This window comes from Mesorhizobium sp. Mes31 (genome assembly GCF_024519675.1).
In the GTDB taxonomy this organism is placed as follows: Bacteria; Pseudomonadota; Alphaproteobacteria; order Rhizobiales; family Rhizobiaceae; genus Mesorhizobium.
Window position 1 is genome coordinate 51,487 of record NZ_JALJRL010000002.1, and the last position, 13,744, is coordinate 65,230.

Annotated in this window: 15 protein-coding genes, 1 pseudogene and 1 riboswitch; of the genes and pseudogenes, 13 read left to right on the forward strand and 3 right to left on the reverse strand. The window is 63.5% G+C overall.

Features of this window, described 5'->3' with window-relative positions:
* Positions 1-33 precede the first annotated feature (33 nt).
* The 4 genes from NR193_RS02925 to NR193_RS02940 all read left to right on the forward strand — a co-directional run bounded on the left by NR193_RS02925 (position 34) and on the right by NR193_RS02940 (position 3,084).
* Positions 34-495 carry an RT0821/Lpp0805 family surface protein gene (locus NR193_RS02925; RefSeq protein ID WP_256749391.1) on the forward strand — a complete coding sequence of 154 codons (462 nt, stop codon included), beginning with the start codon at positions 34-36 and terminating at the stop codon, positions 493-495.
* Positions 496-595: 100 nt separating this feature from the next.
* Positions 596-1,525 (forward strand): DnaJ C-terminal domain-containing protein, encoded by a 930-nt coding sequence (locus NR193_RS02930; RefSeq protein ID WP_091576402.1) that lies wholly within the window; start codon positions 596-598, stop codon positions 1,523-1,525.
* A 106-nt stretch (positions 1,526-1,631) separates the two neighbouring features.
* On the forward strand, positions 1,632-2,450 hold the full coding sequence (gene fabI, locus NR193_RS02935) for an enoyl-ACP reductase FabI (RefSeq protein ID WP_256749392.1): 819 nt from the start codon (positions 1,632-1,634) through the stop codon (positions 2,448-2,450).
* A gap of 46 nt (positions 2,451-2,496) precedes the next feature.
* A complete protein-coding gene (locus NR193_RS02940; protein ID WP_256749393.1) occupies positions 2,497-3,084 on the forward strand; it encodes a histidine phosphatase family protein in 588 nt (195 codons plus the stop codon).
* A 121-nt stretch (positions 3,085-3,205) separates the two neighbouring features.
* On the opposite strand, the gene NR193_RS02945 is transcribed toward NR193_RS02940, so the two are convergent.
* A complete protein-coding gene (locus NR193_RS02945) occupies positions 3,206-3,466 on the reverse strand; it encodes a DUF1344 domain-containing protein (protein ID WP_256749394.1) in 261 nt (86 codons plus the stop codon).
* 178 nt (positions 3,467-3,644) lie between these two features.
* Between NR193_RS02945 and aroC the strand changes: the two genes are divergently transcribed.
* From aroC to NR193_RS02960, 3 genes are all read left to right on the forward strand, one after another.
* Entirely contained in the window at positions 3,645-4,760 is a 1,116-nt protein-coding gene (gene aroC / locus NR193_RS02950; protein ID WP_256749395.1) for a chorismate synthase, read from the forward strand.
* Positions 4,761-4,839: 79 nt separating this feature from the next.
* The gene (gene ribB / locus NR193_RS02955) at positions 4,840-5,940 is read left to right on the forward strand and encodes a 3,4-dihydroxy-2-butanone-4-phosphate synthase (protein WP_256749396.1); all 1,101 of its coding nucleotides are present in this window, start codon (positions 4,840-4,842) and stop codon (positions 5,938-5,940) included.
* A gap of 204 nt (positions 5,941-6,144) precedes the next feature.
* On the forward strand, positions 6,145-7,128 hold the full coding sequence (locus NR193_RS02960; RefSeq protein WP_256749397.1) for a hypothetical protein: 984 nt from the start codon (positions 6,145-6,147) through the stop codon (positions 7,126-7,128).
* Between the two features lie 122 nt (positions 7,129-7,250).
* Here NR193_RS02960 and bluB read toward each other — a convergent pair.
* Positions 7,251-7,925, reverse strand: a pseudogene (gene bluB / locus NR193_RS02965) (5,6-dimethylbenzimidazole synthase); the annotation flags it as partial.
* A 2-nt stretch (positions 7,926-7,927) separates the two neighbouring features.
* A riboswitch (cobalamin riboswitch) is annotated at positions 7,928-8,109 on the reverse strand.
* A gap of 120 nt (positions 8,110-8,229) precedes the next feature.
* Here bluB and NR193_RS02970 point away from each other — a divergent pair.
* The 6 genes from NR193_RS02970 to NR193_RS02995 all read left to right on the forward strand — a co-directional run bounded on the left by NR193_RS02970 (position 8,230) and on the right by NR193_RS02995 (position 13,246).
* Positions 8,230-9,156 carry a histone deacetylase family protein gene (locus NR193_RS02970; RefSeq protein ID WP_256749398.1) on the forward strand — a complete coding sequence of 309 codons (927 nt, stop codon included), beginning with the start codon at positions 8,230-8,232 and terminating at the stop codon, positions 9,154-9,156.
* A 3-nt stretch (positions 9,157-9,159) separates the two neighbouring features.
* Positions 9,160-9,411, forward strand: a complete 252-nt coding sequence (locus NR193_RS02975; protein ID WP_013532792.1) for an exodeoxyribonuclease VII small subunit — start codon at positions 9,160-9,162, stop codon at positions 9,409-9,411.
* A gap of 111 nt (positions 9,412-9,522) precedes the next feature.
* Positions 9,523-9,789: a DUF2277 domain-containing protein gene (locus tag NR193_RS02980; RefSeq protein WP_013532791.1), complete on the forward strand. Its 267-nt coding sequence runs from the start codon at positions 9,523-9,525 to the stop codon at positions 9,787-9,789.
* Between the two features lie 40 nt (positions 9,790-9,829).
* Positions 9,830-10,750 (forward strand): pirin family protein, encoded by a 921-nt coding sequence (locus tag NR193_RS02985; RefSeq protein WP_256749399.1) that lies wholly within the window; start codon positions 9,830-9,832, stop codon positions 10,748-10,750.
* Between the two features lie 119 nt (positions 10,751-10,869).
* The gene (gene dxs / locus NR193_RS02990) at positions 10,870-12,804 is read left to right on the forward strand and encodes a 1-deoxy-D-xylulose-5-phosphate synthase (RefSeq protein WP_256749400.1); all 1,935 of its coding nucleotides are present in this window, start codon (positions 10,870-10,872) and stop codon (positions 12,802-12,804) included.
* A gap of 148 nt (positions 12,805-12,952) precedes the next feature.
* Complete coding sequence (locus tag NR193_RS02995) at positions 12,953-13,246, forward strand: hypothetical protein (protein ID WP_256749401.1); 294 nt, start codon at positions 12,953-12,955, stop codon at positions 13,244-13,246.
* Here the strand turns inward: NR193_RS02995 and NR193_RS03000 are convergent.
* On the reverse strand, positions 13,243-13,644 hold the full coding sequence (locus NR193_RS03000) for a GFA family protein (RefSeq protein ID WP_256749818.1): 402 nt from the start codon (positions 13,642-13,644) through the stop codon (positions 13,243-13,245). The two genes, NR193_RS02995 and NR193_RS03000, sit on opposite strands and share 4 nt — an antisense overlap.
* Positions 13,645-13,744 lie beyond the last annotated feature (100 nt).

Sequence of the window (13,744 nt, forward strand, 5' to 3'; positions counted from 1 at the left end):
CTCAAATTGTCACGAAGCGGGGGAGGTTGCTGATTGTCGCGTATCGCGCAAGCTTTTGACAGCAGGCAATGGAGTGTTATCGCTTCGGCCAGCAGGAAAGCCGCGATCGTGGCAGTCGCCCTGCCGCTTGCAGCCTGTGGCGCTGGTGGCTTCAGCCTGGAAAAAGCCGAAGTCGATCGCTCGATCCTGACCAGCAGCACGTCGGCTTCAGCCGCGCCGACCGATTCGGAGCGCGACTCCGACCAGACGACGATCGGCAATGCGGTGTCTTCCGCCGACATCGAGCAGCTCGCCGGCCAGTCCGTGCCATGGGCGAACGCCGGCACCGGGTCACGCGGCTCCATCACCGGGCTGGCGGAATTGAAGGACAAGGGCCAGACCTGCCGCCGGTTCAAGGCCTCGCGCGAAAGCTTTGACGGCGTTGCCATGTTCGAAGGCGAACTTTGCCTGGCCGGCGCCGGCGGCTGGCGCATGCAGGACTTCAAGGCGCTCTGATTTTCCGCCTTCGATATGCCGTTCCACCACTGGAATTTCTTCCTATGCGAGCGCATATAGGGGGCAACAGAGACTCACTCCTTCTTCCAGGGCAGTAAGCATGCGCGACCCCTATGAGGTGCTGGGCGTTGCCAAGAACGCATCGGCCAAGGACATAAAATCGGCGTACCGGAAACTCGCCAAGAAGCATCATCCGGACCAGAATCCGAATGATCCCAAGGCGAAGGACCGTTTTGCGGCGGCCAACCAGGCCTATGAGATCGTCGGCGACGAGAAGAATCGCGCCGCGTTCGATCGCGGCGAGATCGACGCCGACGGCAAGCCGCGGTTCCAGGGTTTTGAGGGCGCCGCCGGTGGCGGCGATCCCTTCGGCGGGTTTCGCCGGCAGCAAGGGGCTGGCGGTTCGCGATTCGAATTTCGCTCAGGTCGTCCGGGCGGGGATCCGTTCGACGGCAACAGCGACATCTTCAGCCAGATATTCGGCGACGCCTTTTCCGGCGCCCGCGGCGCAGGCCCTGGCGACCGCCGCCAGCCGGCAACCGCCGCCGATCTGAACGTGACGCTCGACGTCACCATCGAGGAAGCCGCGACCGCCGACAAGGTGACGGCAATGTTCCCCGACGGCCGCAAGGTGGCGGTCAAGCTGCCGGCCTATGTCGAGGATGGCCAGACCATCCGCTTGAAGGGGCAGGGCGAGCAGGGGCCGGGCCAACCTGGCGACGCGCTGGTCAAGATCCGCTTTCGCCGGCATCCGCGCTATCGTCTCGAGGGCCGCGACCTGCACGCCGATCTGCCGGTTGCGCTGGCGGATGCGGTGCTCGGCGCCAAGGTGGCGGTCGACACGCCGACCGGCAAACTTGCCGTCAACGTTCCGGCCTGGTCGAGCTCGGACAAGGTCCTGCGGCTGAAGGGCAGGGGTCTGCCGGAAAAGGCCGGCGGCCATGGCGATCTCTATGCCCATGTGCGGATAATGCTGCCAGAGGGCGGCGACAGTGCGCTCGAAGCGCTGTTGCGCAGCCAAAAAGGCTGATTGTCGGCTCTTGTCCCCTGAACTGTCCGGTTTGAGCGCTTGAAGGGGCCCTGTGCCTGTGCGATAGGCACTCCACAAAGCAGAAAACCTTGCGGAGAGCGCTCACATGGCGGGTGGACAGGGCCTTATGGCCGGCAAGCGCGGCCTTATTCTTGGCGTCGCCAACAACAGATCGATCGCCTATGGCATCGCCAAGGCTTGCGTCGACCATGGCGCCGAGATCGCACTGACCTATCAGGGCGAGGCGTTCAAGAAGCGCGTTGAGCCGCTGGCCGTGGAACTGGGCGCCTTTGTCGCCGGCCATTGCGACGTCACCGATCCGGCGAGCCTGGACGAGGTTTTCGCCAATGTCGCCAAGCACTGGGGCAAGCTTGATTTTCTCGTCCACGCCATCGCTTTTTCGGACAAGGACGAGCTGACCGGCCGTTATGTCGAGACGACGCGCGACAATTTCCTGCGTACCATGGACATTTCGGTTTATTCCTTCACCACCATCGCCAAGCGCGCCGAGGCGCTGATGGCCAATGGCGGCTCGCTGCTGACGCTGACCTACTATGGCGCCGAAAAGGTGATGCCACATTACAACGTCATGGGTGTGGCCAAGGCGGCGCTCGAGGCCAGCGTGCGCTACCTGGCCGTGGATCTCGGCGCCAAGAAGATCCGCGTCAACGCCATCTCGGCCGGCCCGATCAAGACGCTTGCCGCCTCCGGCATCGGCGATTTCCGCTACATCCTGAAGTGGAACGAATACAATTCGCCGCTGAAGCAGACGGTGACGCAGGAGGAAGTCGGCGATTCCGCCGTCTATTTCCTGTCCGATCTGTCGCGCGGCGTCACCGGCGAGGTGCATCACGTCGATTCGGGCTATCACGTCGTCGGCATGAAGGCGGTCGACGCTCCGGACATTTCGACGGTCAAGGATTAACAGCCCGCCAATCGTCGTCAGTCCCGATCCCGTTCCGGAAGACCCGATGTACCCGCTGGTTTATATCGTGCGCCACGGCCAGACCGCGTGGAACGCCGAATTCCGGCTTCAGGGGCAGGCCGACACCGATCTCAATGCTCTCGGCCGCGAACAGGCGACGGGAAACGGGCATCGGCTTGCCGAACTCGTCGGCAATCCCCGGGATTTCGATTTCGTCGCCAGCCCGATGAAGCGCACGCGCGAAACGATGGAGCGCATCCGCGCCGCGATGAAGCTCGATCCGGGTGCGTATCGGACCGACCCTCGCCTCGTCGAAGTCAATTTCGGCGATTGGCAGGGATTTACCTTTGCCGAACTCGAGGCGCGGTATCCAGGCGCGAGCAGGACGCGCGCTTTGGACAAATGGAACTTTCAGCCGCCAGGCGAAGGCGCCGAGAGCTACCAGATGCTGCTCTTGCGGGTGAAGCCTTGGTTCGATGCGATCCAACGCCCGACGATCTGCGTGACGCATGGCGGCGTCATGCGGACCTTGTTTCGCTTCGTGCTCGATATAGCCGAGGACGAGGCAGCGAACCTGGACATGCCGCAGGATCGCGTGCTCAAACTCGAAGGCAAGAGCCTGGAGTGGCTTTAGGCCGCCTACAATGGCCCAGAACATGACACGGCAGTTTGCGGCCGCAATCGCGTAGGAGACAGCTGGGCCGGCTCGGCGGAATGTCGAACCGACGGCACGTATTCAATTTGGGTCGAAAGCTTTAGTTCGTGTCGCCATCCGGCAACTGCATGTCTGTGATGACGTTCTCCCCATTGGTCACGTCGTAAGCGATGACGATGTCCATGCCCGGCTTCAGCGCGTCGAGATCGGTCTCGGCGTTCAGCTTGTAGGACTTGCCGTCATCCAGCGTCAGCGTCAGCGCGTCCTTGTCGATTTTCTTGATCAGGCCTTCGGTCTGACCGGCGAAAGCGGCGGTGGAAAGCAGCAGTGTGGCGGCAACGGCGCCAATCAGGGTACGCATAATCGTTCCTCTTTATCATTGCACCGGCATGGCGGCGGGCGTTCAACGGCGGATGGAGCAGAGCAGAAACCAACCGAATGTGTCAAAACTAAATCCACCGGATCACGGTTTGACCCCTGTGAAAAACGCCAATAGAAGGCTGCCTTGAGCCGGCTCCAATGCCGGGCAGGGTCATTTCATGTCTCACAACACCTTCGGCCATCTTTTCCGCGTCACCACCTGGGGCGAAAGCCATGGCGCCGCACTCGGCTGCGTCGTCGACGGCTGTCCGCCCGGCATCCGCTTTACGCGCGACGAGATCCAGGCAGAACTCGACAAGCGCCGGCCGGGACAGTCACGCTTCGTCACCCAGCGTCGCGAGCCTGATGAAGTGAAGGTTCTTTCAGGTTTCGTCCTCGACGAGGACGGCGAGACGATGATCACCACCGGCACGCCGGTGTCGATGCTGATCGAGAATATCGACCAGCGTTCAAAGGATTATGGCGAGATCGCCCGCCAATACCGGCCGGGCCACGCCGACTACACCTATGATGTCAAATATGGCGTGCGCGACCATCGCGGCGGCGGCCGCTCCTCGGCCCGCGAGACGGCCGCGCGGGTGGCAGCCGGTGCCTTGGCCCGCAAGGTGGTGCCCGGCATGGTGGTGCGCGGTGCGCTGGTTTCGATGGGCGAGAAATCGATCGACCGCGCCAACTGGAACTGGAATTTCATCGGCGACACGGAAAATCCATTCTTCACCCCGGATCCGGCTTCCGTTCCCGTCTTCACGCAGTATCTCGACGGCATCCGCAAGGCCGGCTCCTCGGTCGGCGCCGTGATAGAGATCGTTGCGGACGGCGTCCCGGCAGGCCTCGGCGCGCCGATCTATGCCAAGCTCGACCAGGACATCGCATCCGGGCTGATGTCGATCAACGCGGTCAAGGGGGTCGAGATCGGCAACGGCTTCGAGGCAGCCCGCATCACCGGCGAGCAGAATGCCGACGAGATGCGCATGGGCAATGACGGCAGGCCGGTGTTCCTGTCCAACAATGCCGGCGGCATCCTTGGTGGCATTTCGACCGGTCAGGCGATCATCGCCCGTTTCGCCGTCAAGCCGACGTCCTCTATCCTGACGCCGCGAAAGTCGATCGACAAGGACGGCAACGACGTCGAGATCATGACCAAGGGTCGCCACGACCCATGCGTTGGCATCCGCGCGGTGCCGATCGGTGAGGCGATGGTTGCGTGCGCCATTGCCGATCATTATCTGCGTCATCGCGGACAGACGGGTAAGGGAATAGGCAGTAGGGAATAGGCAGTAGGCCACCCGATACAGCCCTTTCTTTTCCCAACTGCCTTACTGCCTTATTCCCTGCGAGCGAAGCGAGCCGCCCATGCCTTACGACCAGAAGAAGATCGTCGAAGCCCTGCGTGCTTTCGAGCGCGGCGAGATCGTTGTCGTCATGGACGATGACGGGCGCGAGAACGAGGGCGACCTGATCGTCGCCGCCGTCCATTGCACGCCGGAAAAGATGGCGTTCATCGTCCGCCACACCTCCGGCATCGTCTGCACGCCGATGCCGCGCGAGGAGGCCAAGCGCCTCAACTTGCAGCCGATGGTTGCCGACAATGATTCGGCGCACACCACCGCCTTCACCGTCAGTGTCGATTTCAAGCACGGCACCACGACCGGCATTTCGGCCGAGGACCGCACCCTGACCGTTCGCAACCTCGCCAACGGCAATGTTGGTGGTTCGGATTTCGTCCGTCCCGGCCATATCTTTCCGCTGATCGCGCGCGAGGGTGGCGTGCTGATGCGCTCCGGCCATACCGAGGCTGCGGTCGACCTGTGCAAGCTCGCCGGCCTGCCGCCCGTCGGGGTGATCTCGGAATTGGTGAACGACGACGGCACGGTCAAGCGCGGCCCGCAGGTTGCCGCTTTTGCCGAGCAGCACGGTCTCAAGCAGGTTTCGGTTGCCGACCTCATCGCTTACCGGCAGCGCAAGGAAACGCTGGTCGAACGCGTCGCCTGTTCGGATATTGAAACGCCGGGCGGCAAGGCGCAGGTCTTCACCTACACGCTGCCGTGGGATTCCATGCACCACGTCGCCATCGTCTTCGGCGACATCCGCGATGGCGAGGATGTCCCGGTGCGCCTGCATTCCGAGGATGTGGTGACCGACGTCTTCGGCACCAGCCATCGGCTCGACGGCATCATGAAAACGATGGGCGATCGCAGGCGCGGCGTCATTGTCTACTTGCGTGAGGGCTCGGTCGGCGTCGCCCATCAGGAACGCAAGCGTCCCGCCTCTGGCGACCGGGAGGATCACGATGAGGCGCGCCGCCGCGAGAACGAATGGCGCGAGATCGGGCTCGGAGCACAGATCCTGAAGGATCTCGGCATTTCCTCGATCAACCTGATCGCCTCGCGCGAACGCCACTATGTCGGCCTCGAAGGCTTTGGCATCCACATCGCCAAGACCGAGATTCTCTGAAAGTCAGTCGCAGAGGGTAGCGCCCCCTGAAGCGACGTCGAAAATGGCGGTAGCGGCCTTCAAGCAGTTGCTCGAGGGCCTGCTCAAAAGGCCGGGTTCGCAACCTGGCTGAAGGCACCATTGGCGGCTTGGCACTGCTATTGCAATTGACAATAGCCGGGTTGAGCGCATCCTCTCCCACCATCTCTGAGGGGAGATTCGGGCATGTGGGATTTCGATATCGGCAGGTCGGTGTCCATCATGATGCGGACCTGGCCCTTCATTGTCTTTCGCATGATCGTCTATTTCGGCATCACGCTGGCCTATATCGTGGCGACCGGCACCGGGGCCTCCGTCGGCTATGGCGTCGGCCATATCTCCACCGATCCCGACGGGCCGTTGTCGTTTGCCTTGTGGGGCGGCGTGGTCGGTTTCGGCGTCGTTTCGATCGCCGTCTACTGGATCCGTGAATACATCCTCTACGTCGTCAAGGCCGGCCATGTCGCCGTCATGGTGCATCTGATCGACGGCCGCGACATTCCCGACGGCCAGGACCAGATCGCCTATGCCCGGCAAGTCGTCACCCAGCGTTTCGCCGAGGCAAACATCCTTTTCGTCGTCGACCAGCTGGTCAAGGGCGCCATCCGCGCCATCACCGGCCTGCTCGGCGGCATCGCCGCCTTCCTGCCGATCCCGGGTTTGAGCGGCCTGGTCTCCTTCATCAACACGGTGATCCGCCTGTCGCTGACCTATGTCGACGAGATCATCCTCGGCTACAACATCCGCATCAATTCCGCCTCGCCCTTCGAGACGGCGCGGCAAGGCGTCGTGCTCTACGCCCAGAACGGCAAGATCATGGTCAAGAACGCCGTCTGGCTGGCGGTCATCATGTGGGGCGTGTCCTTCGTCATCTTCTTGGCTATGCTGGCCCCTGCCGCCGCCATTCTCTTCATGATGCCTGGGCAACTCGCCGGCTGGGCCTTCGCGCTCGCCATCGTCTTCGCCTGGGCCTTCAAGGCAGCCTTCATCGAACCCTTCGCCATCGCCTGCCTGATGCAGGTCTACTTCAAGGCCATCGCCGGCCAGGTGCCCGACCCCGACTGGGACGCCCGGCTGGCCGAGGCATCGTCGAAGTTCAGGGAGCTCAAGGACAAGGCGCTGGCTTCCTTCGGCGGCTCGCGCTGGGGCACGGCTGGCGCGACACGCTGATCAGCGGGGCCCGCGATCGCCGCCGTGGCATCGACGGTATTGAGGCGCTCCACGGTCGATTTGAGCGGCGCCTCACCTTGCCCGGAAAACGTCTCGCTCATGATCAGCTCGGGCAGCGGCAGCCGGCGACCCCAGCCATGCGTTTCGAGGTCCGGTTTTGGCGCGAACTCGGAAACGCGGCCGACGCAGAGATAGGCGACAGGCGTCACATGCTCGGGAATGGACAGCAGGCTTTTCAGCGCTTGCGCCTCGATGATGCTGACCCAGCCGACGCCAACGCCTTCGGCGCGCGCCGCCAGCCAGAAATTCTGCACCGCGCAGACCGTGCTGTAGAGATCCATCTCCGGATTGTGCCAGCGTCCCAGCGGTGAATCCTTCGAGCGCTCGCGGTCGCAGGTGATGCAGATGTTGAGTGCGCTTTCGCAAATGCCTTCCAGCTTGAGCTTGCGGTAGAGCGCCTGCCGTTCTGCCTCGATGGCCGGCAGTTCCTGCTCGCGCGCTGCCAGGAACAGGTCGCGCACCTTTTCGCGTCGTCCGGCATCGCGGATGAGGATGAAATTCCATGGCTGCATGAAGCCGACCGACGGCGCGTGATGGGCGGCAAGCAACAGCCGCGCCAGCACCTCATCGTCGAGCGCGGTCGGCAGGAAATGGCTGCGCACGTCCCGCCGCGTGAACATGGCGCGATAAACCGCATCGCGCGCCAACTGATCAAATCCGTCGCCAACAGGAGCGGTCATGGTTTCCGGCATCGCTTGTCCCCTTGCGATTGCAATCAATGCCAGCCGCCTGACCATGCGGATGACGATGCCTGCCAGGCCGGTCTTCTGGCTTGGGATCAACCCACGTCCGGCGCCTTCCCGTCCATCGACAGTGGCATTTACCGGCGCGGTCCCCCTCACAGCGTTGGGCACGCCACGGAGTTCAACCGTGTTCCCGATTCTCCCGCTTGCGGCGGGCACCAGGCAGTGCGGCGACCTTACGCCGAAGCGCCGGCGACGCCAATGCCCACGGCGACACGAATGGACGCAGGCGTGATTTTCCCCAGCCATCAGCCGCCTGCTCATGGCCTTTGTCGATCGGGGCCACTAGATTAGGACGATGGTTACCCGTCTCTACACCCATCCGATCTTCCTCGAGCACATCACGCCGCCCGGCCATCCCGAGCGGCCGGACCGCTTGCGCGCCATCGAGCGCGTGCTCGACGATGAGGCATTTGCCGCGCTCGACCGCGTCAAGGCGCCGGAAGGCGACGAGGCGACCATCCTCTACGCGCATCCCGCTGATTTCGTCGCCCGCGTCCGCGCCGCCATTCCCGACGAGGGCATCGCCCGCATCGACGCCGACACCACCGCCAGCCCGAAGAGCTGGCAGGCGGCGATCACGGCGATCGGCGCCGCCAACGCTGCCGTCGACGACGTCTTCACGGGCCGCGCCGACAACGCCTTCGTCGCCGCCCGGCCGCCCGGCCACCATGCCGAAAAGAACACCGCGATGGGCTTCTGCCTCTTCAACACCGCCGCGATCGCGGCGCGCTATGCGCAGAAGAAGCATGGCGTCGAGCGCGTCGCCGTCGTCGACTGGGACGTGCACCACGGCAACGGCACGCAGGATATTTTCTGGGACGATCCGTCGGTGCTCTATTGCTCGACGCATCAGATGCCGCTCTATCCCGGCACCGGGGCAAAGGGTGAAACCGGCGCCGGCAACATCGTCAACGCGCCGCTGGCGCCGCAGACCGGCAGCGAGGTCTTTCGCGATGCCTTCCTGTCGCGCGTTTTGCCGGCGCTGGACAATTTCGCTCCCGACCTGATCATCATTTCAGCCGGTTTCGACGCGCATCACCGCGATCCGCTGGCCGAGATCAATCTGACCGAGGACGATTTCGACTGGGCGACGGGACAACTGATGCAGCGCGCTACACGCCACAGCGGCAACCGGCTCGTCAGCCTGCTCGAGGGCGGATACGATCTGCAGGGACTGGCATTTTCGGTCGCCGCCCATGTCGGGCGACTGATGAAAGGATGAATGATGGCTGGTGAGACCAACGAAGACGTCAAGGCGATGAGCTTCGAACAGGCACTCGACGCGCTGGAAAAGATCGTCGATGATCTGGAGCGTGGCGACGTGCCGCTCGACCAGTCGATCAGGATCTACGAGCGCGGCGAGGCACTGAAGGCGCATTGCGACCGGCTGCTGAAGGCCGCCGAGGACAAGGTCGAGAAGATCCGGCTGTCGCGCGACGGCAAGCCGGTTGGAACGGAGCCGCTCGACGCGGACTGAGGCGCGGCCCGAACGATGGTCTTGCCTCACCGGTTTTTGGACACGATCATGATCGAGGATGGGCCGCGTCCCGATTGAAACGGCTCCAGGACAAGAGGAGGTTCGGAAACGATGTGCAGAAACATCAAGACCCTGTTCAACTTTGATCCGCCGGCAACCAACGACGAGGTCCGCGACGCGGCACTTCAGTTCGTTCGCAAGCTGAGCGGAACGACGCGGCCTTCGAAGCAGAACCAGCATGCATTCGACCACGCTGTCGATGCGATTGCCGCGTCAGCGCGCGAACTGCTCGATTCTCTCGAGACCCATCAGCATCCTCGCAATCGCGAAGAGGTGGCGGCCAAATTACGGGCCAAGGCGGCGATCCGGTTTGCCTGAGGCGTCCAATGCGGTCGTTGACCGCCGACAAGGAGATCTCGTGAGCTTCTTTCCCGGAAACGACCCACAGGCCGGCGATGCCTTCGCCAGCGACCAGATCGAACTGATGGTCATCCCGAACGCCAAGGACATTGGCGGTTTTCAGGTGCGCCGCGCCCTGCCGACCGCCAAGCGGCGGCTGGTCGGGCCGTTCATCTTCTTCGACCGCATGGGCCCGGCCATCCTGCGCGCCGGCCAGGCGCTCGATGTCCGCCCGCATCCGCATATTGGCCTGTCGACGGTCACTTATCTGTTCGACGGCAAGATCAGGCATCGTGATTCGCTCGGCACCGAGATGGTCATCCAGCCCGGTGACGTGAACCTGATGACCGCCGGCCGCGGCATCGTCCATTCCGAGCGCACGCCCGAGGAATTGCGCGGTGCACCGATGTCGATCTCCGGCCTGCAGACATGGCTGGCGCTGCCGGACGGCAAGGAAGAAGTGGCACCGGTGTTCGAAAACACTGGCGCGATGCTTCTCCCCGAGATCGATGCCGAAGGCGTCAGTGGGCGCGTCGTCATCGGTGATTTCCAGGGAATGCGGTCTCCGGTCAGGGCGCATTCCGACACGCTCTATGCCGACCTGCGCCTGGCGCCCGGCGCCAGCGTGAAAATTCCAGCCGATGCGGAAGAGCGCGCCATCTACACGCTGGAAGGTGAGGTCGCGATTTCAGGCGACGTGTTTCCGCCGGAACGCCTGTTGGTGTTCCGGCCCGGTGACGAGATCGTCGTGTCGTCGCAGGGCGGCGCGCATTTCATGCTGTTTGGCGGCGCTTCGCTCGGCTCCCAGCGTTACATCTGGTGGAATTTCGTCTCGTCGTCCAAGGAGCGCATCGAACAGGCCAAGCAGGAATGGAAGACCGGCCGCTTCGATATCGTTCCTGGAGACGAGGAAGAGTTCATCCCGCTGCCGGAAAACTAGTCCATATCGCCCAAAAGTGGCCTCGGTTTTGGGAGAACGACATGATGGACTAAGGCCCAAGGCCCGGCGCGCGTCACCGACACGCATTTACATTCGCTGGCCGGCGGCCTATTTCGCCGATGAATAGAGAGCCTGAGCCCGTGAACGCAACGCTGCATACGCCGCTTCTCGACAAGGTCCGCATTCCGGCCGACCTGCGCACGCTTGCCGAGAGCGAGCTGCCGCAACTGGCATCCGAGCTGCGTGCCGAACTGGTCGACGCCGTGTCCCGCACTGGCGGCCATCTTGGCGCCGGCCTTGGCGTGGTCGAGCTGACGGTGGCGCTGCACTATGTCTTCAACACTCCGGATGACCGGCTGATCTGGGATGTCGGCCACCAGGCCTATCCGCACAAGATCCTCACCGGCCGCCGCGACCGAATCCGCACCTTGCGGCAGGAGGGCGGCCTGTCCGGCTTCACCCGCCGCGCCGAGAGCGAGTACGATCCCTTCGGCGCCGCCCATTCCTCGACATCTATATCGGCCGGCCTCGGCATGGCCGCCGCCCGCGACCTATCCGGCGGCCGCAACAATGTCATCGCCGTCATCGGTGACGGCGCCATGTCGGCTGGCATGGCCTATGAGGCGATGAACAATGCCGGCGCGCTCGATGCCCGTCTCATCGTCATCCTCAACGACAACGACATGTCGATCGCTCCGCCGACCGGCGCCATGAGCGCCTATCTGGCGCGTCTGGCGTCGGGCAAGGCCTATATCGGCCTGCGTGACTTCGGCAAGAAACTGACCTCCTATCTCGGCAAACGCGCCGACCGCGCGATCACCCGGGCGGTCGAGCATGCGCGCGGCTACGTCACCGGCGGTACACTGTTCGAGGAGCTCGGCTTCTACCACATCGGGCCGATCGACGGTCACAATCTCGAGCATCTGATCCCGGTGCTAAGGAATGTCCGCGACAATGGCAAAGGCCCGGTGCTGATCCATGTCGTCACCCAGAAGGGCAAGGGCTATGCGCCGGCGGAAGCCGCCGCCGACAAGTATCATGGTGTCAACAAGTTCGACGTCATCACCGGCGCGCAGGCCAAGGCGCCTGCCAACGCGCCGGCCTACACCAAGGTATTCGCCGAAAGCCTGATCCAGGAAGGCCGCGAGGACGACCGCATCGTCGCCGTCACCGCCGCCATGCCGAGCGGCACCGGCCTTGACCTGTTCGGCGAGGTATTTCCTGCTCGGACCTTCGATGTCGGCATTGCCGAGCAGCATGCGGTGACCTTCGCCGCCGGCCTCGCCACGGAAGGTTACAAGCCGTTCGCGGCCATCTATTCGACCTTCCTGCAGCGCGCCTACGACCAGGTCGTGCACGACGTCGCGATTCAGAAACTGCCGGTGCGCTTCCCCATCGACCGCGCCGGCTTCGTCGGCGCCGATGGCGCCACCCATTGCGGCGCTTTCGACACCACCTTCCTGGCGACACTGCCGGGCTTCGTGGTGATGGCTGCGGCCGACGAGGCGGAATTGCGTCACATGGTGCGGACCGCGGCGAGCTATGATGAAGGCCCGATCGCCTTCCGCTATCCGCGCGGCAACGGCGTCGGTGTCGACATGCCGGAGCGCGGCTCGGTTCTCGAAATCGGCAAGGGCCGCATCGTCAGGGAAGGCAGCAAGGTCGCGCTGCTGTCCTTCGGTACGCGTCTGCAGGATTGCCTGATCGCCGCCGAGGAGCTTGGCGCGGCCGGGCTTTCCACCACCGTCGCCGATGCCCGTTTTGCCAAGCCGCTGGACGAGGATCTGATCCGGCGGCTGGCCCGCTCGCACGAAGTTCTGGTGACGGTGGAGGAGGGCGCCGTGGGCGGTTTCGCCAGCCACGTGCTGCAGTTCCTCGCCCATGAGGGCCTGCTGGAAAGCGGGCTGAAGGTGCGCCCGCTGGTGTTGCCCGACGCGTTCACCGACCACGCCAAGCCGGAAAAGATGTATGCCGATGCCGGTCTCGACGCCGCCGGCATCGTGCGCACCGTATTCACAGCGCTTGGGCACACGGTTCGCGCCCAGCGCGCCTGAATCAAAACCTCAACGGCTTGAATCGATTTGCCGGCTTGAATTCGTAACATATTGTTTACGCTGCCGTTTGGCGCTTTGGTTACCGTGTCTCTTGGCCGTTTTTCAATGGCGCCCTGCTAGATCATGATCAGGCAGGGAGATAACGATAATGAGAACGCTTCTGTGTGGCGTGGCCCTCTTGGCGGTCATTGTCGCGTCGGCCGCCGCCGAAACGCGCTATGATCGCAACCTAGAAAAGGCTGCCATGGGCATCGTCGCCGGCAAGATGGGCGACATTCGCGGCGGCTTTTCCTACAAGCAGGTACCGCAGCTTGTCGTCCTCCCCGACCCTGTTCCGGCGCCCGCGGTTGCGACCGAGCATCCACGCGAGCAAGCTTCGGGGGATCGGGACGACGGTCTGTCTCCGGCCGTCGAGCGCCAGGTTTCGCGAACCGTTTTCTAGAACCACAAGTCGCGCACGCAGCGACCGTCGCGCGGCAGGTCGTCGTAGGTGTCGAGGCCATCGAAATGGTCGATCGGCAAGTCGGCGACTGCCTCGGGTGGTGCAAGCCTCACATTGATGGCGATTCGCGTTCGACCGCCGGCACTCGAGCGCAAGCCACGCCAGGCGAGCACGCAGGCGCAGGTCGGGCAGAACAGGATCTCGAGCGAAGGGGCATCCTTCCCGGCACGCGTATAGCTGCTCGTCGGTCCGGCGACGCGAATGCGTTCGTCGACATAGTCGTAAGCCCAGAGCACGCCATAGCGACGGCAAAGCGTGCAATTGCAGGCTGTGATGGGTCCGGGATCGCCCTCCAGGGTCCAGTGGGCCGCACCACAATGGCAGGTTCCCGTCAGCATCCGTCCTCCTTCGAGTTCCGACAGCAAGCTGCTCTCCTCCTTAACATTGTGCCGGACCCGATGCGATACTCGACAAGCCACCGAGTGGCTTGATGCGTTC

Bases quoted from the DNA above. Each gene is read 5' to 3' on its own strand.
- NR193_RS02930 (WP_091576402.1), top strand. From the start codon at position 596: ATGCGCGACCCCTATGAGGTGCTGGGCGTTGCCAAGAACGCATCGGCC.
- fabI (WP_256749392.1), top strand. From the start codon at position 1,632: ATGGCGGGTGGACAGGGCCTTATGGCCGGCAAGCGCGGCCTTATTCTT.
- NR193_RS02940 (WP_256749393.1), top strand. From the start codon at position 2,497: ATGTACCCGCTGGTTTATATCGTGCGCCACGGCCAGACCGCGTGGAAC.
- NR193_RS02945 (WP_256749394.1), bottom strand. From the start codon at position 3,466: ATGCGTACCCTGATTGGCGCCGTTGCCGCCACACTGCTGCTTTCCACC.
- aroC (WP_256749395.1), top strand. From the start codon at position 3,645: ATGTCTCACAACACCTTCGGCCATCTTTTCCGCGTCACCACCTGGGGC.
- ribB (WP_256749396.1), top strand. From the start codon at position 4,840: ATGCCTTACGACCAGAAGAAGATCGTCGAAGCCCTGCGTGCTTTCGAG.
- NR193_RS02960 (WP_256749397.1), top strand. From the start codon at position 6,145: ATGTGGGATTTCGATATCGGCAGGTCGGTGTCCATCATGATGCGGACC.
- NR193_RS02970 (WP_256749398.1), top strand. From the start codon at position 8,230: ATGGTTACCCGTCTCTACACCCATCCGATCTTCCTCGAGCACATCACG.
- NR193_RS02975 (WP_013532792.1), top strand. From the start codon at position 9,160: ATGGCTGGTGAGACCAACGAAGACGTCAAGGCGATGAGCTTCGAACAG.
- NR193_RS02980 (WP_013532791.1), top strand. From the start codon at position 9,523: ATGTGCAGAAACATCAAGACCCTGTTCAACTTTGATCCGCCGGCAACC.
- dxs (WP_256749400.1), top strand. From the start codon at position 10,870: ATGAATAGAGAGCCTGAGCCCGTGAACGCAACGCTGCATACGCCGCTT.
- NR193_RS02995 (WP_256749401.1), top strand. From the start codon at position 12,953: ATGAGAACGCTTCTGTGTGGCGTGGCCCTCTTGGCGGTCATTGTCGCG.
- NR193_RS03000 (WP_256749818.1), bottom strand. From the start codon at position 13,644: ATGCTGACGGGAACCTGCCATTGTGGTGCGGCCCACTGGACCCTGGAG.